General features: G+C 36.3%; 16 protein-coding genes and 1 pseudogene. 12 read left to right on the top strand and 5 right to left on the bottom strand.

The features are described 5' to 3' along the window. Positions 1–39 precede the first annotated feature (39 nt). Positions 40–2,220: a DNA internalization-related competence protein ComEC/Rec2 gene (locus QUF91_RS19085; protein ID WP_289419056.1), complete on the top strand. Its 2,181-nt coding sequence runs from the start codon at positions 40–42 to the stop codon at positions 2,218–2,220. Between the two features lie 32 nt (positions 2,221–2,252). Here the strand turns inward: QUF91_RS19085 and QUF91_RS19080 are convergent, their stop codons facing one another. Then, positions 2,253–2,390, bottom strand: coding sequence for a YqzM family protein (locus QUF91_RS19080; RefSeq protein WP_083226922.1), 138 nt, complete (start codon positions 2,388–2,390; stop codon positions 2,253–2,255). A gap of 165 nt (positions 2,391–2,555) precedes the next feature. Here QUF91_RS19080 and holA point away from each other — a divergent pair, with 165 nt between their 5' ends. Beyond that, positions 2,556–3,566, top strand: coding sequence for a DNA polymerase III subunit delta (gene holA, locus QUF91_RS19075; protein WP_285395109.1), 1,011 nt, complete (start codon positions 2,556–2,558; stop codon positions 3,564–3,566). 199 nt (positions 3,567–3,765) lie between these two features. Here the strand turns inward: holA and rpsT are convergent, their stop codons facing one another. Next, the gene (rpsT, locus tag QUF91_RS19070; RefSeq protein ID WP_289419055.1) at positions 3,766–4,014 is read right to left on the bottom strand and encodes a 30S ribosomal protein S20; all 249 of its coding nucleotides are present in this window, start codon (positions 4,012–4,014) and stop codon (positions 3,766–3,768) included. A 162-nt stretch (positions 4,015–4,176) separates the two neighbouring features. Here rpsT and gpr point away from each other — a divergent pair, with 162 nt between their 5' ends. From gpr to QUF91_RS19045, 5 genes are all read left to right on the top strand, one after another. Then, positions 4,177–5,193, top strand: a complete 1,017-nt coding sequence (gpr, locus tag QUF91_RS19065; RefSeq protein ID WP_289419054.1) for a GPR endopeptidase — start codon at positions 4,177–4,179, stop codon at positions 5,191–5,193. A gap of 52 nt (positions 5,194–5,245) precedes the next feature. Continuing rightward, positions 5,246–6,118, top strand: a complete 873-nt coding sequence (gene spoIIP / locus QUF91_RS19060; RefSeq protein WP_289419053.1) for a stage II sporulation protein P — start codon at positions 5,246–5,248, stop codon at positions 6,116–6,118. Positions 6,119–7,100: 982 nt separating this feature from the next. Beyond that, positions 7,101–9,002 (top strand): acyltransferase family protein, encoded by a 1,902-nt coding sequence (locus QUF91_RS19055; RefSeq protein WP_289419052.1) that lies wholly within the window; start codon positions 7,101–7,103, stop codon positions 9,000–9,002. 786 nt (positions 9,003–9,788) lie between these two features. After that, on the top strand, positions 9,789–10,967 hold the full coding sequence (gene fmdA, locus QUF91_RS19050; protein ID WP_285395102.1) for a formamidase: 1,179 nt from the start codon (positions 9,789–9,791) through the stop codon (positions 10,965–10,967). A 20-nt stretch (positions 10,968–10,987) separates the two neighbouring features. Further along, on the top strand, positions 10,988–11,257 hold the full coding sequence (locus QUF91_RS19045; RefSeq protein WP_285395100.1) for an FmdB family zinc ribbon protein: 270 nt from the start codon (positions 10,988–10,990) through the stop codon (positions 11,255–11,257). Positions 11,258–11,638: 381 nt separating this feature from the next. Here QUF91_RS19045 and QUF91_RS28330 read toward each other — a convergent pair. Next, positions 11,639–11,911: pseudogene (locus QUF91_RS28330) on the bottom strand (hypothetical protein); the annotation flags it as partial. A gap of 363 nt (positions 11,912–12,274) precedes the next feature. On the opposite strand from QUF91_RS28330, the gene lepA reads away from it, so the two are divergent. The 5 genes from lepA (at position 12,275) to QUF91_RS19020 (ending at position 17,341) form a co-directional block, all read left to right on the top strand. After that, positions 12,275–14,101 (top strand): translation elongation factor 4, encoded by a 1,827-nt coding sequence (lepA, locus tag QUF91_RS19040; RefSeq protein WP_285395099.1) that lies wholly within the window; start codon positions 12,275–12,277, stop codon positions 14,099–14,101. A gap of 174 nt (positions 14,102–14,275) precedes the next feature. Next, entirely contained in the window at positions 14,276–14,431 is a 156-nt protein-coding gene (locus tag QUF91_RS19035) for a hypothetical protein (protein WP_285395098.1), read from the top strand. 564 nt (positions 14,432–14,995) lie between these two features. After that, a complete protein-coding gene (locus tag QUF91_RS19030; RefSeq protein WP_285395097.1) occupies positions 14,996–15,427 on the top strand; it encodes a hypothetical protein in 432 nt (143 codons plus the stop codon). Positions 15,428–15,508: 81 nt separating this feature from the next. After that, complete coding sequence (locus QUF91_RS19025) at positions 15,509–16,138, top strand: hypothetical protein (protein ID WP_289419051.1); 630 nt, start codon at positions 15,509–15,511, stop codon at positions 16,136–16,138. A 31-nt stretch (positions 16,139–16,169) separates the two neighbouring features. Beyond that, a protein-coding gene (locus QUF91_RS19020; protein ID WP_285397716.1) for an IS3 family transposase occupies positions 16,170–17,341 on the top strand; the annotation gives its coding sequence in 2 pieces (ribosomal slippage) (positions 16,170–16,431 and positions 16,431–17,341; 1,173 coding nt in all). Positions 17,342–17,951: 610 nt separating this feature from the next. On the opposite strand, the gene QUF91_RS19015 is transcribed toward QUF91_RS19020, so the two are convergent. Further along, the gene (locus QUF91_RS19015) at positions 17,952–18,287 is read right to left on the bottom strand and encodes a hypothetical protein (protein ID WP_285395095.1); all 336 of its coding nucleotides are present in this window, start codon (positions 18,285–18,287) and stop codon (positions 17,952–17,954) included. A 79-nt stretch (positions 18,288–18,366) separates the two neighbouring features. Then, positions 18,367–18,681 carry an Ltp family lipoprotein gene (locus QUF91_RS19010; protein WP_350224335.1) on the bottom strand — a complete coding sequence of 105 codons (315 nt, stop codon included), beginning with the start codon at positions 18,679–18,681 and terminating at the stop codon, positions 18,367–18,369. Positions 18,682–19,123: the final 442 nt, after the last annotated feature.

Below are 19,123 nucleotides of genomic sequence, written 5' to 3'. Positions count from 1 at the left end.
CTACTAGCTATTCTTCTGCTTTTCGCGTTATGGCTTAAGATGAAAGGGGAGACCCGTTTAATTTCAGCTCTTGTTATAGTCATTGGATTTCTTTCCTATTTCTTCATCGTTTCATTTCAACTGACGGAACCTTCCCCTCTACCGTCAACATTCCAAATAACTTGGTCGAGTGAATATAAAATAAATGGTCAAAAACTCAGAGGCTTTGTAAAAACTGAAACAAGTGAGAAGTTGTATGTCGTGTATACATTCTCCTCAGAACAAGAGAAAAGCTTTTATGAAAATACGTCATTAACAGGCAGGACTTACCTTGTTCAAGGAGAACTTATAGCACCTTCTCCGCCTGCACATGCTTATGCATTTTCTATGGAAAAATATTTAATAAGTAAAGGTGCTAGTGGAATATTTGAAGTTTCAAGCTGGACCTTTAAAGAAGAGAAAAAATCCATTCGTTCGTTTCTTGCTAAACAGAGAAACTTTATGAAAAAACATATTGAAACTACATTTCCCAAGTCATTAGTTGCAGAGGCACAAGCACTGCTAATAGGATTACAGGATCAAGTCGATCATGAGCTTCAACGAGCCTATCAAAAGCTTGGCATCACACATCTATTTGCCATTTCTGGTCTGCATGTGGCACTCGTCTCATGGTTGTTTTTTGAAGGTCTTCTACGTGTAGGCATACGAAAAGAAATAGCGACTTTAGTTCTGCTCATCATTTTACCTATATACGGGGTGATAGCGGGTGGTGCTCCTTCCGTATGGCGCGCAGTATCTGTCGTTGAATTAATCATGCTGATGCGCTACGCTAGGTGGCAAATATCTATTGATGATGCTCTAGCCATTAGCTTTATATGCTTTGTGCTACTTGAACCAGGTGTCATTTATCAGATTGGCTTTCAGTTGTCATATTTAGCAACGGCTAGTCTCGTCTATTCGGGTGTCATTTTTAAGCAGTCTACGAATTGGCTAATCCGCTCATTTTTCATAACATTTGTTTGTCAGCTTCTTGTTTATCCATTATTACTTCATCATTTTTATGAAATTTCTATTTCTTCATTTTTAGCAAATATTATTTTCGTACCATTGTTTTCCTTTGTTATTTTACCTATGAATATTGTATTGTTTGTTGTAACGATTATTTCGATGCCAGTAGCAAAAGTTTTATTTATTGGGTACGAGCCGCTCCGTGTGTGGTTAACGAAGTTCATTTTATATATTCAGGAATTGCCGTTTCAGCTGTGGTCGCCAGGAAAACCTGCTATTTGGCTTATTTGCGTGGCATTGATCAGTGTGTTAGCAGGCTTCTATTTTTTAGAGAAAAAGCATTATGGTAAATTTGCAGTTGTAATTTTCATTCCTGCATTATGTATTCATTTATTGCCGATGCTTTTTAATGAAACGAAACTTACGTTTTTAAACGTTGGTCAAGGTGATTGTATAGTTATTGAATTACCGTTTAGAAGAGCTGTATATGTTATTGATTCAGGAGGCTTACTGCGCATGGAGCAGGACCTATGGAAGGCTTCAGATAGCTTATATGAGGTTGGGAGACAGGTTGTTGTACCGTTTTTAAAAGGAAAAGGGATACGAAACATTGATATCTTTATCGTCACTCATGCTCATGCGGATCATATGGAGGGGGCTGAGGAGGTTTTGCAAGAGATTAATATGCATGAAATTCACCTCACTCCTGGTTCAATGGATCAGCCTATGATGCGAGATTTACTGCTGGAAGCCAAAAAGCACAAGGTTCCCGTGAAAGAAAAGATGGATGGAACAACTTGGCGCATAGGAAATACTAGCTTTCAATATTTATGGCCCCGTGACACCCATTATGAGGGGAATGATGATTCAATTGTTTTGTATTTGCAACAGGGATCATTTCGAGCATTGTTAACGGGTGACTTAGAGGAGCATGGTGAACGGCAGCTTATTAATCTTTACAACACGCAATTAGCGGGCATGACGTTGTTGAAGGCTGGACATCATGGTAGTAAAACATCTAGCATTGAGCCATTTGTAGAGCTGTTACAGCCTGAATTAACCATTTTTAGCGCTGGACTCAATAATCGCTATCGTCATCCACATGATGAAGTAGTAGAGCGTTTTACAAGTCGAAATTTATCTACTTTAACAACCGGAATAGATGGGACGATTGAAGTACGAATTCGGGGAAATAGTTGGTCCGTGAAAAAGGAAAAAGACCTTGTCCAATGAGCAAGGTCTTTTCCTACGTAAATAAAGTTCAATTATCTAGATACGAATTCTACTATGATTGCGATGAAAAACATAACTGTGAAAGCTCCAAATGATACACCGAAACCAACACCAGAATCGATTGCATCGTTACGGCGACATTGTATGTTTTTTCCTTCAAATGGATTCATTGTTATCCCTCCAATTCTGTTATTTATTATAAGGCAACATTTTCAGAAAAGCTATATCGAAAAGGAGAATTCGCCGTGTGGCAAGGAATCGACACAATTCGGTCAAAGTCACAAAGGAATTTCAAATCATGTATACTAGTAGTATTGCTAGATGGAGGGAAAATTATGATTTCAACGGTTTGGAATAATATTAAAAAAGGACAGCTTTCACCAGTTTATTTACTTGTTGGTGAAGAAAGCTATTTTATAGACGAAACAGTTAAACGGTTAAAAGAAGCAGTAGGGCCCGAAGAAGAGATCGAGATGTCAACATTTGATTTGGAAGAAATGCCAGTGGATGTCGTGATAGATGAAGCAGATACAATTCCATTTTTCTCTGAGCGCAAGTTAATAATTGCTAAAAATGCATCCTTTTTAAAGGCAACTGAAAAAGGAAAAGAAAAAATTGACCATGATGTAAAGCGCTTAGAAACATGGCTAGCTAACCCTTCCGATTTTTCAGTCACAGTTTTTATCGCACCTTATGAGAAATTGGATGAACGAAAAAAAGTGACTAAAATGATGAAGGAGCATGCTTTTTTAGTTCAAGCTGAAACACCAAAGGAGCAGGACTTAGCTGTGTGGATTCAAAGTAGAGTCAAAGCAGAAGGGAACAGCATAACACAAAATGCGATTGAGCAGCTTGTCGCAATGGTAGGACCGAACATGCTACAGTTGCAAATGGAAATTGAGAAGCTAACTTTGTATTTAGGAGATAGTGGTGAAATTACTGCTACGTTAGTCGAGGATTTAGTGGCAAAAACGTTAGAGCAGGATGCCTTTAAAATGTTAAATGCATATTTTGCCAATGACTCAGTAGGGGCATTGTCTATTTATCATGATTTACTACGTCAAAAGCAAGAACCCATCATGCTTGTTGGATTACTTGCATCAAATGTACGTACGATGTCCAATGTATTTTACTTATTAAAAAAAGGCTATCACCCACAGCAAATTGCAAAAAATTTAAAAATACATCCTTATCGTGTCAAACTTATGGTTGAGCAGCGTAATCGTCCGTCAGAGGAAAGTTTATTGAAAGCATTATATCAGTTAGCAGAGGTCGATTTACAGCTGAAAACAGCAGGGGGCAATCGTGAGCGTTATTTAGAACTCTTTTTACTGCGCCAACTTTAAGCTACAGTGATTGTTTAGAGAGAAAACACATATCAGCGAGCTGTCCTAAGCAATATGGGCAGCTCTTTATTTTCATACAGCAAATGTTTTTGAGCGAAAGTAAGGCGTCAAAGACAATTTCGGCTTAGATGTAATTAATTATCTATAAAAATTAAAAAGATCAGCTACTCTAAATAGAGTATACTGATCTTTATAACAATTACGCTTTTTTAGCAAGGCGAGACTTCTTACGAGCCGCCGCGTTTTTGTGGATAAGTCCTTTTGAAGCTGCTTTATCTAAAGATTTGTAAGCTGCTTGTAAAAGTTCTTGTGCGTTCTCAGCATTAGCAGTAACAGCGTTTTCAGCTTTTTTCACTGTAGTACGCATTGCAGATTTAGCTTGAGTGTTAGCAGCGTTAGCTTTAGCGTTAACTTTTACGCGTTTAATCGCAGATTTAATGTTTGGCATATCTTTCACCTCCTAAATTAGGTACGAGATGATATCTTCTCATTGATTTCTTGTGTCAATACAACAAAAATCATTTTAACAAACGCTAGGCTAAATTGCAATAGATAAATGCAAAGAATATTTACTTGACAGTTTGAACAAACTACGGTTGAGGTGAACTGTATGCAAAATTTAAATTGGCAACGTACGGATTTAATTGATGAGTCGGAAGAGGTCGTTTTACATCAAACGAAAGAACAAAAAGAAACGCTTGAGGAAAAGCCTGGCGTCCAAATAGAAGATCGGAATACCGGTCGGGTAAAAATCACTGATGTGCTCGTTAATGCAGATGGTGAGAAGCAAATTGGTAAGAAGAAAGGACAGTACATTACACTTTCCGTACCTACTTTGACGCTTGATGATCAGGATGGATTTGAGCAGCTTGAAAAAGAATTGCTTGTGAATTTTAAAAAAATGCATGAAGAAATGTCATGGAATGAAGCTGACAAAATTTTAATTATTGGCCTAGGTAATCGTACCATTACACCCGATGCTATAGGACCCTATCTTATTGATCACTTGCATAGTCTAGAGGTTATAGATGAAAAGTTTGTCATGTACGCGCCAGGTGTTACAGGGCAAACGGGTTATGAAACAGGTGAATTTGTAGCGGCAGTGGCTGAACGACTAAAACCCAAATTGATTATTGTCGTAGATGCACTTGCAACAAGAGCTAGTAATCGCTTATGTAAAACAATTCAATTAACGAATACAGGAATACATCCTGGTTCAGGCGTAGGAAATCAGCGTAAGGAAATTTCATATGAAATGCTTGGCATTCCTGTTACCGCCATTGGTATCCCAACAGTCGTTGATGCACCTGTATTAATTGCAGATGCTGTAGAGTTAATGCTACGCTCTATAGCTGCACGAGTTGCAGAACGGAGTAAACCTTCATCAAAATTGTCATTATCATCTTGGCAACCAGATACCAATAAAGAGCTAGATATGTCTTTAGTAAAACCAATTTTCGGTGAATGGGCTACTTGGACCAAAGAAGAGCGTCAGCAATTGTTTGCTGAGACATTTTCAGGCTCTCATACACAACTGATGGTTACGCCAAAGGAAGCCGATTACTGGATAGATAAGTATGCGAAACTCGTGTCATCTATGCTTATGAAATGGGCAAATAATCTATAGTTTTTTTCGTTCTAAAAGGCACATCCCCTCCATACGTTAAGGGGAGGAGGGTGTGACTTTGCTAAAAAAACTACAGTGGTCATTTGGTTTATTATTGTTCTTCTTCGTATTACCTGTCATTGCTGGGCAACTTCCGTTCAACAAGCAAGCATCGACTCCGATTAAAGAACCAGAGGATCAACAAGTCGTGTATGCTGCTACTAATATAGCTGAACAAAGTGCACTTGAGCAGACAAAAGTGGAGACAAAAGAGCAGACAAAAGAGGAGACACAAGAGCAGGCAAAAGATCCGTTTAAAGTATTATTATTATTTACGCATTCGCAAGAATCATATCAACCGATGGTAAAAGCTGTTAGTGGGAAAGCTGCCGTTTATGATGAAAAAACAAATATTTATAATTTACAAGATACTATTTCCAAGCATTTTAGCATGAACGGTATACAGACGGACGTTTTAGAGGTTGATGTTATGAAGGAATTGAAACGTAAGGGAAAAACTTTTCCGGCTTCCTACAACACGGTGCGTCCTTACTTATCAAAACGTTTACAAGAGCAATCCTATGACTTAGTTATTGATTTGCATAGAGATTCTGCTAAGAGAAAAGCAACAACAATCACACATAACAACGAATCCTATGCACGTATTGCAATTGTCGTGGGTGCAGAGCATAAGAATTATAGATGGAATACTGCTTATGCAGAAAGTCTATCTGCTTCTATGAATGAAATTGTGCCAGAAATTTCAAGAGGTGTTATCTCTAAAAGTGGTGACAATGTAGATGGACGCTATAATCAGGATTTAACAAAAGAAATGATTTTAATCGAACTAGGTGGAATTGATAATACAGAAGAAGAATTGAATCGTACAATTGCCGTTATAGGAAAAGCTATTGCAAAATCCTTTGTTACAGGAAAACAAAATTAATACGCATCTTATTTTAAAACTAGTATAAGATTACTATAATTTATATATTGGAATTGGCAAAAAGATGGATTGTTTAAGATGACATCCTTTTTGCCGATTTTTGTAAGAACGTCTTACTTAACAATCTTGGACAAGTAGACACACTATAACGTGATTGATTTCCGTTCTAGCTGGGCTGACGCTTCGCTTTCGCACAGAGCTTTCTGGGGGCGTCCGATTAGCTGTGTGGTCACGTCACGAAGGCGTTATCACAAGACGTAAGAAGTCGCTCAGACGCTACTCCAATCAACTTCTATCCTTGGCATACATTTGTTATCCCTTACTTTTAAGTGATGAATCCTATTGTTAGCAAAATTACCAAGAATTTTTTTTAGAAAAAATAGTGGTTAGACCTTTAAATTGTTCATTTCTTGTCTTATAATTTTCAAGTCGGATCATAAAGATTTGAGTTGTGGAAGTTTTGTAACGGCATATGCAATAGGCGAAATACGCTTTTAAAGCATCTACCATTTTTGGAGATGCTTTTTTGACGGCAAGATTATAGAAAAAATTAGAGAGTATTCCAAAAGGATAAAGCACAACTATACATATGAAGAGATTAATTGTGTTGTTTATGTGATAAAAGGGAAATTTAAATATAAAAATTCATGCGAATTGATTGAAAAATATCGGGGTGTTGTTTCTCTAGAACTACTAGCTGTCTGAAAGAGACTTTTTAGTTTTGTAGCGGAAGGTGCTCGAGGAAAGCGAGCCATTTGGAGCGGAATTCAACTTCATCTTCAATATGCTAGTGAAATATAGTAAATCAACAAGCTTGATAAAAATTTTCTAAGCTATCATTTTATATAAACTTTTATAGTTACTCACCCGTCAATCATATAAGTGAGTGTACTGAATGTTATTTAAAAGGGGACGATGTTTGGCTTTAGTAAAGTTTACTTAATAGGTTTTGTATATTATTGGAAGAAGAGGAAGGAATATTATGTCAGGCAAGACGTTTAATCATCGTTATATCCCTGGGCTTGATGGGATTCGAGCTTTAGCAGTACTAGCTGTTATTGCATATCATTTTAACTTCAGCTGGGCCAGTGGTGGGTTCCTAGGAGTAGATATCTTTTTTGTTTTATCAGGTTACTTAATAACCTCTACCATATTACCTTTAAAAGGAAATCAGTTAACAGTAGGATTAGGGAAATTTTGGCTGGGTCGATTTCGACGCTTACTACCTGCTGCATACGTAATGATTATTACTTCATTCGCTTGGGCGACCCTGTTTCATCAGGAACTTCTCAATACATTGCGCGGAGATGCAATATCCTCTATTTTTTACTCAAGTAATTGGTGGTTCATTTTTCATAAACTCTCTTATTTTGATAGTTTCGGATCCCCTTCACCTTTAAAAAATTTATGGTCTTTAGCTATTGAGGAACAATTCTATATTATTTGGCCGATTCTGTTAATGATTGGGCTTTATATTGTTAAAAAGCAGAGTAAATTAGCCATTTTCATCTTTATCGGTGCATTATGTTCAGCTACGTTAATGGGCATACTGTATGAGCCTGGAGCTGATCCGAGTCGTGTCTATTACGGGACAGATACGCGTTGCTTTGAATTACTAATAGGCTGTTGGTTAGCTCTCGTTTGGCCGATGAAAAGACTATCGTCACAAAAACTATCTACTGACCATGTCAATAAACTAAATATTATCAGCGTGGTTGCTTTTACTATTTTCATTTTAAGTATTATTTTTGTAGATGAATATCAAACTTTCTTATATAGAGGAGGTATGTTCCTATTTTGTTTGAATGCAGCTGTATTAATAGCATGTGTTTGTCATCCTATTAGCTTTTTAGGGAAAATACTTTCTTTGAAGCCTCTACGTTGGCTTGGTTCAAGATCGTATGGAATTTATTTATGGCATTATCCGATTATCGTATTAGGTACGCCAGTCCACGAAATAGGCAATCCTTCGTACTGGCGAGTTGCTTTACAGTTAGTTCTTATTTTGATAATTGCTGAATTATCGTATCGTTTTATCGAAATGCCCATACGTAAGGAAGGATTCCGTTCTTATTACCGACAGTACCTTAAATTTAATAAAAATAAATGGGGAAGCTTTTCGGTAACTAGAAAAATTTCAACGGTGCTCATTCCTCTATGCCTTTTAGTATTTTTGACTGGAATGACAGGTGTCGTAGGAAAAGAACAAACGGAATCAAAAGAATCCCAGATAACAGAAGTTAAAATTAATGGTGCAGAATCAGCTGCTAAGCAGGACGATACCGTAACGAAAAAAGAAACAGCAGAAAGTGATTCATCGAATGTCGAGGATGAGAAAGTTGAAACTAGTACTCAACCGGACATAAAAGAGCCTGAACAGGAGGAAGATGATACAGCTGCTAACGCTATCGATGAATCTTATACTGGAATATTAGCCATTGGAGATTCTGTCATGATAGATATTGCTAAAAGCTTACATCAGGTCTATCCTAACATTACAATTGATGCAAAAATTGGTCGCCAAGTTTCACAAGCTGTCAAACTGGCACCAAATTATGCTAGTTTTAATCAACCAGATAAAGCAGTTATTATTCAACTTGGTACAAATGGTTTCTTCTCGAATGATCAGATTGATGCACTACTTGGAGCTTTCTCAAATGCCGATATTTATTTAGTGAATGCTCGGGTACCGCGACCTTGGGAAGGTAAAGTGAATTATTCATTACAACAAAAAGCTCAAGAGCAAGATAATATTACATTGATTGATTGGCATTCGGCTGCAATCAACCATCCAGAGTTCTTTGCTCCAGACGGCGTACATTTAGAACAAAAAGGTATTGATACGTTAACAAACCTTATTCAACAATCGATAGATAATCATTAAGTAATAAAGTAGCCAGCATGCACCATGTTTTAGGTGTAGCTGGCTATTTTTTGTTAAGGGTATAGGAACCACCTTTTGCAGCCACCTTCTTATCGCTTTTCGTAATGTTTTCCAGAGGAAATGGCACATCCATCAGAATAACGATTGATTTGACTGCCTTTATACCGTTCAAATGTTGTGGTTTATATAAGGTTCATAATATAATTCATATTAGTTTGAAGTTTCAAGAAATCCCTTTATATCAAGGGTTCAGAACGTGTAGGACTAGTTGTTAGCCCTAAAATTTGCCCCACTTGCCAATAAAACTTTGACTAAACAGTGTTACAGACTGCTCCTCTAATTCCTTCAATACATGGCCGTAAATCTGATAGACACAGCCTCCAATCCAGATACGAGATTTTCATTCTACATTGGCGTTCCAATATACTGTACTTTATTGTCAATCCATATTTGCATAAAAAAAGATTAATGAGCCTAGTTACAAACCATTTTTAGATGCACAATAAATGACAAAGAAATTAAATAATACAACTTTATATAAATAGTTGTTTGCATCCATTTTTCTAGTAAACAATCAGAACGTTTGGGGAATTGTGATGAGTTGAGGGGGATACTGAATGTGTGAGGTTTTTAAAAAGAAATAATACATTTGACTGCCCTCAATTCATTCTAGTTTGTTTCTTAATTGGAAGATGGAATATTCGGAATAATTTGACACTACTATTTATCTTTGATAATATGAAAACGCATACATTTCTTACATAGAAACTGGGGGGAGTAAATCAAATGGTGAAAACTCTGTACAAACTAGATTTAAGCAAATCAATGGAAGAACAGGCGCATCCTGGTCACAATCGATGGCACCCTGACATACCAGCAGCATTTTCAGTAGATCCAGGCACTTCTTTTAGAATGGAATGTAAAGACTGGACAGATGGACAAATTAAAAATGATGATAGTCCAAATGATATTCGGGATGTGAATCTTGCACGTGTTCATGTGTTGAGTGGACCGGTCTATGTGAACGGCGTTGAACCTGGAGATTTACTTGTCGTAGATATTTTAGATATTGGTACTTTTCAAGATTCGGCGTGGGGGTTTAACGGCATTTTCGCAAGAGAGAATGGGGGAAGTTTCTTAGTTGAAGAATTTCCAGAAGCAGCTAAATCAATCTGGGATTTTGAAGGCATTTATACGACTTCGAGACATGTACCTGGTGTAAAGTTTGCTGGGATTATTCATCCTGGCTTAATAGGCGTTGCTCCCTCTATGGAACTTTTGCAAAAATGGAATGAACGAGAAAAAGAACTCATCATGACCAACCCAGACCGGGTTCCAACGTTGGCCAATGCACCGACTCCGGAGAGGGCAGTGCTCGGCACATTAAAAGGGGCTGAGTTTGATCGAGTAGCTAAGGAAGGAGCTCGAACAGTACCACCAAGGGAAAATGGAGGGAACTGTGATATTAAAAATCTATCTAAAGGGACGAAAATCTTCTTCCCGGTATTTGTGGAGGGAGCGAAGTTATCGGTAGGAGATCTTCATTTTTCACAAGGGGATGGAGAAATCACATTTTGTGGTGGTATCGAGATGGCAGGATGGATTGATCTAAAGGTGGATGTCATTAAAGGTGGCATGGAAACCTATAAAATTTACGAAAATCCTGTATTCCAACCCGGCCCAGTAGATCCAAACTATAATGATTTCCTCGTTTTCCAAGGGATTTCAGTAGATAATAAGGATGGGAAACAACATTATTTAGATGCTACTCTTGCGTTTCGTCGGGCATGCTTGAATGCCATTGAGTATTTAAAAACGCTGGGTTATACAGGTGAACAAGCCTATATGTTGCTGAGTACAGCACCAGTTGAAAGTCGAATCAATGGCATAGTCGATGTTCCAAATGCTTGTTGTACCATTGCAATCCCTACAAAAATATTCGATAAAAATATTATGCCAAAATGATAGGATAAGGAGGTTTATTCTTGCCTAGTTACACATTTCGTTGCAATGATTGTGGAGATTTTACGTTATTTTTTAAATCAATGGCAGGGAATAAAGACAAATCAACTTGTCCTATTTGCCAATTAGAGTCAAATCGGGTCTATTTTGCACCTAATGTGTATACACTTTCGAGAGCACTTAGTTCGCAAATCGAAAAGGGAATGGAACCGCAATTAATGAGTCGAGAAGAATTAGGGACCAATAAGCCAAGGAAAAAAGCGGGCACAAATCGTCCGTGGCAATTCGGGTAAGCAACTATTGCTTTACTGGATATATTGGAAAAGATCTATTCTATCATTCAGCGAAGGCGCCTACTGTGATAGGCGAAAATAATGACAGTAGTTTTCTGTCTAGTTTATTGCGGGTGGTATCCCCAAGCGCCGAGCGTTGTCGGTAGGATTTTTTATCAGATCCCAACAGAAGACGCCCACTTCAAGCGTTAGCTAAGTGGCGAGTAGTTTTCAATTCAACGTATATTAATTATCTCTAAACGACAAAAAAGCTGATTGCCCGTTGTAAAATGGCCAATCAGCTTTTTGTGGGGTCTTGAAGTGCATTATTAAAGCGCCAAGCGGTTTAACAGCTGGCCTAGACATAACTTAGAAAACAATTCTGACAAACGGAGAGGCATAACATTTGTTACTTAAAGTAATTTGTTCGATTTCTACTAATAAGTTAGGAACCGTAACATAATCCACGAATATTTTCATCAATCATCAGTGTATGGATCTCTAACCAATTCCAACAAATTTCTCCTAATATGCCGCCCTGGATTTGATCATTTTCATCTGTGAGGAAGCGGTCGATTTCTTGATAACTACCTCGTAAATCTTCGGGAAATGTTTTGAATTATACTCGTAAAGTTTAATCGGATAAACAATGGCATGTCTTTTAGAAAATGGTATTTTACGTGATAAATACGTAGATAAATGCGAAAGATGTTCTGAACATATTCCTTGGACAAATATGTACAGTGCTATTTTTTATGTAAGTGAGATATTCTTATAATTTTAAAAAAGGTCGAAACAATTAGCCTCAATCTTTCTTACTCACGCATTTCTTTACACACGCTCGCCGTATTTTATTAGCCCCAAACTTGCCCCAAATAGCCCCAAAATCATGCTGTAATATACATTAACTTGCAAAATCTAAAAACCACATAAAACCCTTACAAGTATTGATGTAATAGGCTTTCTAGTTTAGTTGTTGTTGTACTTTGCATATCTTTCATAGTATAATTCATTATAGTTTAATTAGGAGTGGAAAAGATGAACCGAGAAGCACGTTTAAAAAGACAAGAGAATATACGAAATTTCTCTATTATTGCACATATTGACCACGGGAAATCAACGCTTGCTGACCGTATTTTAGAGCAAACGAAATCATTAACATCTCGTGAAATGAAGGCACAGCTCCTCGACTCAATGGATTTAGAACGTGAGCGAGGCATAACGATTAAATTAAATGCAGTACAATTAAAGTATGAAGCTAAAGATGGCGAAGTGTATACATTCCATTTAATCGACACACCAGGACACGTCGATTTCACATATGAAGTATCACGTAGTCTAGCTGCTTGTGAGGGCGCAATTTTAGTTGTCGATGCAGCACAAGGCATTGAAGCGCAAACACTGGCAAACGTTTACTTAGCGCTTGATAACGACTTAGAAATTTTACCAGTTATCAATAAAATCGATTTACCAGCAGCAGATCCAGAGCGTGTACGTCAAGAAGTTGAAGACGTAATCGGGTTAGACGCTTCTGAAGCGGTTTTAGCATCTGCCAAAGCCGGTATCGGAATTGAAGATATTTTAGAGCAAATTGTAGAGAAAGTGCCTGCACCAACGGGTGATCCAGATGCACCGTTACAAGCCCTTATTTTTGACTCTGTTTATGATGCTTATAAAGGTGTTATTATTTCCATTCGAATTATGCAAGGTACAGTAAAAGCTGGCGATAAAATTCGTATGATGGCTACTGGAGCAGAATTTGAAGTTATTGAAGTTGGTGTACACACACCGAAAGTTGTAGCACAGTCTGAATTAACAGTTGGTGACGTAGGGTATTTAACAGCATCGATTAAAAATGTAGGTGATACTCGTGTGGGGGATACAGTTACATTTGCTAATCGCCCAGCAACTGAGCCATTAGCAGGTTATCGTCGTTTAAATCCAATGGTATACTGCGGATTATATCCAATTGATACAGCGAGATATAATGATTTACGTGAAGCGTTAGAAAAGTTAGAGCTTAATGACTCTGCTCTTCAATATGAGCCAGAGACATCACAAGCACTAGGATTTGGTTTCCGCTGTGGCTTCTTAGGGCTTTTACACATGGAAATCATTCAAGAGCGTATTGAGCGTGAGTTTAACATTGATCTAATCACAACAGCGCCTTCTGTAATTTATAATGTTCACATGACAGATGAATCTACAGTTAAGGTTGACAACCCGTCATTTATGCCGGATCCTCAAAAAATTGATCGAGTGGAAGAACCATATGTAAAAGCTACAATCATGGTACCGAACGATTATGTAGGAGCTGTTATGGAGCTTTGTCAACTAAAACGCGGTAACTTCATGACAATGGATTATATCGATACTACACGTGTCAGCATTATTTATGAAATGCCGTTATCAGAAATCGTTTATGATTTCTTTGATTATTTAAAGTCAAATACGAAGGGCTATGCGTCATTTGACTATGAACTCATTGGTTATCAGACTTCAAAACTAGTGAAGATGGATATCTTATTAAATGGTGAGCAAGTCGATGCACTAAGCTTTATCGTACACCGTGACTTTGCGTACGAGCGCGGTAAAGTCATCGTTGAAAAATTAAAAGAATTAATCCCACGTCAACAATTTGAAGTGCCAATTCAAGCAGCAGTTGGCCAAAAAATTGTGGCGCGCTCAACAATTAAAGCGATGCGTAAGAACGTTTTAGCAAAATGTTACGGTGGGGATATTTCCCGTAAACGAAAACTTCTTGATAAACAAAAAGAAGGTAAAAAACGTATGAAACAAGTAGGTTCAGTCGAAGTACCACAAGAAGCATTCATGGCTGTTCTGAAGATGGATGATTCGAAGTAATTCAGTAATGATAAGGTTTTGTGACGTATTTAGTTAATTTATATTAGGGTCAAATGGTGGGGTTCCCCACCAATTCCCCACCATAAAAAAATACGTTAGCAATTCTTATATATCTTGAGCGAATGAATCAAAGATGTTTGCAGCATCTCTGGCCATTTTCTCAGTGAGGTGGCTATGAAGACTGAAACGGAAAATTATATTGCACAGGCTGTAAAGGATGGTATTATCCAAGCTTCACATTTGAAGGATTTTCAAAGTGGAGCAATGACAACTGATCGTTTATTAGGGTTGAATATTACGATTCAGCAACGCAGAAATAATAAAAAATAGTCAAAATCAGTACGGTACCTATTGAATTTAATCATATAATTATCAATGACCAGCAAAGCAAATTTAGCAGAGCTGGTCTTTTTTTGATGAATATTAATAGAATAAAAATGACAGATTTGTGAAATTATCATTCAAAAATAATGAATAAGAAAAGAGTAGTTTAAATATAAATGTCAAACATTCTGTGTTAAACATGAAATAAATAAAACTTTTGAACTGTGAAAAAGAGAATATCGCGCCCGAAAATAGGCGTTGTATATGGCGGGGTGTGGCGTGATTTATTGTAATTTATAATTATACCGCCAAAAAAGTGTTGTTAATACCGCCAAAAAATGGCGGTAAATTACCATTGAAATGGTTATATTGGTAATGATAGTGTGTAGTTAACTCGAGGGTAAGTGATGCTATGGCTCGTAATATAAATATGAAAAGAGGATAAAAATGAAAAAAATTGTTATATTACTTGCAGCAATATGAATCACTGTTACGCCTTATTTTTCAACTAATAGTTTCGCAGAAGAAATAAATGTAAATAATCTAGAAGTAAACACGCCGGAATGGTTGTTGACAGTACCTGGTAGGATTGATCCTGATAACCCCGATTTAGATAATTTACCTCCCTCACATGCAATACTTTTTGAAGATCAAGACAATAATCCAAAGGCTATTAAGCCTATTGTAGGTGGAGAGGGACATACTTATTTAAATAAAGATGGTTTGACTTGGGATGGAACTAGTGCTACAACACTTGATGAAGTTGCGGCTAGTTATTCAGTTCATGGGGTACTATATAGACAAGATAAAGGGTCAAGTAAACTTGTGAAATTAGATACTGATTCTGATATTGCATATTTTTCTAAAGGGATGGTTGTTTCTCAAACTACAGGGAATACAGGGGTAGTTGGGTCTACAATGATTGCTGAAGGTGTTCATTATGTTGATTTGGGATTAGTAAATGATACTAAGGTAACAACTGAGAAAAAGGAAGTAAAATAAAATTTTTATTCAACCGCAAAGTGTAATTCTTTGTGGTTGTTTTGCTATTAAATAAAAAATTGTAAAACTAGGGAGTTTGAGATGAGAAGGGAAAAAAAAGCGATAATATATTTTTGTTCAATCCTAATTGTCATGTTGTTAATAATAATACTTATGAAAGGTAGAGATGAGGAGAGAGTAGATTCATCTAAAAAGGAAATTGTTGAGAAAACTGTTGAGAAAACTGTTGAGAGAAGGCGAGTTGAGGTTGATATCGAGAAACAATTTGAAATTGATAGAAATAAGTTGGCTTTTAAAACAGATAGCAATGGAGAAATACAAGCTTCTTATATACTTACTCACAGCACTCAAAAAGACGAAAAATTAATAATTTATTCCTTTTTAGAAAATGATAATAACCCGATTATAATTGATATAAATGGTAAAAAAGCACAGTATCACGAAATTGTTGTTCCGAAAAATGGGGAGAAGAAAGTTGATTTAACTTTAACGGGATTACCAGCTGGGGAACATATTATTTATTTATTAGGCGAAAAGTATCTTGAAAAAGATATCGAAGAAGAGTTAGAAATAAAACAGACACAAGAAGTAGTATCACATAACTATTTTTCTCTAGAGGTTTTGAATAGTAATATTAAACCTTCGATAGTTGATGTGAATGATGTTAGTCTAAATAATGGACACAGAGAATTGGGAGTTTATAAAGTATAATAATCTTAACAATTTACTAGGAGTGTCTAAGATGACAAAACGAAAAAGTTATGACAAAGAATTTAAATTAGAGGCAGTACAATTAGTTGAAAGTGGCAAGAGAGTTGCTGAGGTTGCACGTGAGCTGGATCTTGCAGAACAGACATTACACAATTGGGTAAAGAAATTTAGTAAAGATGGCGAAGTTGCATTTGTTGGTAGTGGGAATTTAAAGCCTGAGGATAAGGAAAATAAAGAATTAGAAAAAAGAATACGTGACCTAGAAGAGGAAAATGCCATCTTAAAAAAGGCTATGGGCATCTTTGCGAAAGACCGGAAGTAATTTACAACTTTATTCAACAGCACCGACACGAATTCCGTGTGGCAAAGATGTGCGAAGTATTAGGTGTTTCAAGAAGTGGTTACTACGAGTGGCTGAACCGACCAAAGAGTAATCAAAAAGAACGGAAAGAAAAGTTAACCAGCCAAATAAAACGAGTGTATTTGGACTCAAGAAGAAATTATGGTAGTCCGAAAATTACAAAACAATTGAATTCAGAAGGAGTCTCTGTATCGCAAAAAACAGTATCGCGAATTATGAAAGAAGAAGGCATTCGCTCAAAAACAGTGAAAAAATACAAAGCGACGACGAATTCAAAACATAATCTACCAGTATATCCAAATCTATTAGACCAACAATTTAAAGTAGAACGCCCTGGACAAGCGTGGGTAGCTGACATTACGTATATATGGACCAGTGAAGGTTGGCTCTATCTAGCAACGATTATGGAGTTGTTTTCAAGACGAATCATCGGTTGGGCAATGGATGAGAGAATGACAAAGGAATTAGTGATCCTCGCCTTAAAACGAGCAATCAGAACTCAGACTCCAACGCCTGGGCTCATTCATCATTCAGATCGTGGGAGCCAGTATGCGTCGAAGGAATACCAACAAGTGTTACGAACTAACAGAATGATTACAAGTATGAGTAGAAAAGGAAACTGTTACGATAATGCATGTATCGAGTCATTTCATAGCGTCATCAAAAGAGAGTTAGTTTTTCATGAAAAGTATAAAACGAGAGATCAGGCCAAGAAAAGTATCATTGAATACATCGTTAGTTTTTATAACTACAAGCGTATCCATTCTTTTACAAATTATATGTCGCCCATTGCATACGAAAAGCAATATTTCAAAACTTCACAAAAAACTAAGGTCATATAATTAAACCCTTTTAACCTCACAAATAATTTAAGGGTTACGCCCCTTAAATTATTTGTGAGGCGAGCAAGCGATAGCGCGCTTAGATTTAAAGCAAAATCTCAATTTTCCCTGTCCATTTTCTTGACATAGTATCAGAATTATAAAGAAGTTGATAAAGTAGGAATTTCTAAAGAAATGAATAGGCTTTCTTTAGAATTATATGAAGATTTAAATTTATCAAATGAAGTTAATTCTATTGAGAAAAAAAACTATTATTTAGCTATTAATAATCCGAGTGATTATAAATTAGAATCGCATTTAAAATTATTGCAGACTATAAGGTAGAGGAGTTAGATCAAATAATCGTACCAGCGAATTCAGAAGTAATATTGCCTGTCGATCTTAATAAAGTTACAGATGTGGAAAGTATTAGGTTTGTATTAGTGGGGAAACCAACAGAGGATATTAATATCTTACTTCCAGCTAGAATAATTCAAAAATCAAAACGTTTTTTGTTAAATAATACTTAGCATTAATAGCCATAAAAAAATCTATAAAGCCCAGGTACTCAATTAATTTTGAGCCTGGGCTTTTTTTTCATAGATTAATATTAAAGATTTTTATGAAATTGCTATGGACCACAAATCGAGAAACGAGTGTGTTCTTTGAAATTTTTTTGCACCCAATCATCTATTTTGTTAAAAAACCGGATGAAATCGATGTCCATTGAATTGTTTAAAGTACATGCAATGAAAGCGATTTGATTCCATTGTTCAAGGTTAACTGAATTTGGGCCAAAGTAATTAAAATTCGGTAAAACTTCATCTATATGTAGATGTAAAAAAGTAAATGCTTCTTCTGTTAAAAAAAATGAAGATTCATGCCAATGTTCATTTTTATAATCGCCGCGCATGAATTCAAAAACATCACGTTGTTGTAAGTTTTTTAATGTATGTATTTTAATCATTTAATCCTCCTTATCTAAAAAGCGACTCGTTTGAGTGACTATAATTTTATATATAAAAAAACTGTGGAAGGCATTATATTTACTTTAAATTATCAATAGCATATTGTGCTTCTTCTGCTGTGAATTTTTCTCCATGTTGCGATATCAGTTGTTCATAAATAGCTTGGTTTGACATACTCATTATTTCAGCATACTGTTCAGCTTTTGCTAATGCATTTGCTTTCCAATCAAATACAATGTTATCTATTGCGAATTGTGCAGCATCCGCAGGGAACTTTTCTCCATGTTCAGAAACCAATTGGTCATAAATACCTGCTTTTGACATTTTCATAGTTGAAGCATACTGTTCAGCTTTTTGTAATGCTAATTTATGTTCACGTGGTGCATTTTCTATTTTAGCCTTAGCCTCTGCTTTAGCCTTAGCTTCAGCTTCCTCTTTAGCTTTTTGTTCAGCTAATGCTTTTTCTTTTGCTTCACGTGCAGCTTTCTCTTCCTCTGTTTCTTTTTTTATTATTAAACCATATTGCTGAGTGGTCTATTTAATTTCCCCATCATATCCCCACCATTTGCAGAAAATAAAGCTCGATAAATCAAATTATCCATGAATAAAATTAAATAAAAAAACAGCTGTCAAACCCTTATATATAAAAGGTTTGACGGCTAAACATAAATACGAATAGATACGCCTGAATATAACATTTCTATAAGAAGCATTCATGGCTGTTCTGAAAATTGATGATTCGAAGTAACATTGATATACCGTTTATAAGGATTTGAATTGTGTGTTTTTATATCAGTAGGGTGGGGATTGCCACCGCTTTTAAATTGTGCCAGCA

Source organism: Lysinibacillus sp. G4S2, assembly GCF_030348505.1.
Classification (GTDB): Bacteria; Bacillota; Bacilli; order Bacillales_A; family Planococcaceae; genus Lysinibacillus.
The sequence above is the reverse complement of the archived record's forward strand: the minus strand, read 5'-3'. Positions and strand labels throughout refer to the sequence as shown.

Coding starts and splice junctions, on each gene's coding strand:
- QUF91_RS19085 (WP_289419056.1), top strand. CDS start 40: ATGAAAGGGGAGACCCGTTTAATTTCAGCTCTTGTTATAGTCATTGGA.
- QUF91_RS19080 (WP_083226922.1), bottom strand. CDS start 2,390: ATGAATCCATTTGAAGGAAAAAACATACAATGTCGCCGTAACGATGCA.
- holA (WP_285395109.1), top strand. CDS start 2,556: ATGATTTCAACGGTTTGGAATAATATTAAAAAAGGACAGCTTTCACCA.
- rpsT (WP_289419055.1), bottom strand. CDS start 4,014: ATGCCAAACATTAAATCTGCGATTAAACGCGTAAAAGTTAACGCTAAA.
- gpr (WP_289419054.1), top strand. CDS start 4,177: ATGCAAAATTTAAATTGGCAACGTACGGATTTAATTGATGAGTCGGAA.
- QUF91_RS19055 (WP_289419052.1), top strand. CDS start 7,101: ATGTCAGGCAAGACGTTTAATCATCGTTATATCCCTGGGCTTGATGGG.
- fmdA (WP_285395102.1), top strand. CDS start 9,789: ATGGTGAAAACTCTGTACAAACTAGATTTAAGCAAATCAATGGAAGAA.
- lepA (WP_285395099.1), top strand. CDS start 12,275: ATGAACCGAGAAGCACGTTTAAAAAGACAAGAGAATATACGAAATTTC.
- QUF91_RS19035 (WP_285395098.1), top strand. CDS start 14,276: ATGAAGACTGAAACGGAAAATTATATTGCACAGGCTGTAAAGGATGGT.
- QUF91_RS19025 (WP_289419051.1), top strand. CDS start 15,509: ATGAGAAGGGAAAAAAAAGCGATAATATATTTTTGTTCAATCCTAATT.
- QUF91_RS19015 (WP_285395095.1), bottom strand. CDS start 18,287: ATGATTAAAATACATACATTAAAAAACTTACAACAACGTGATGTTTTT.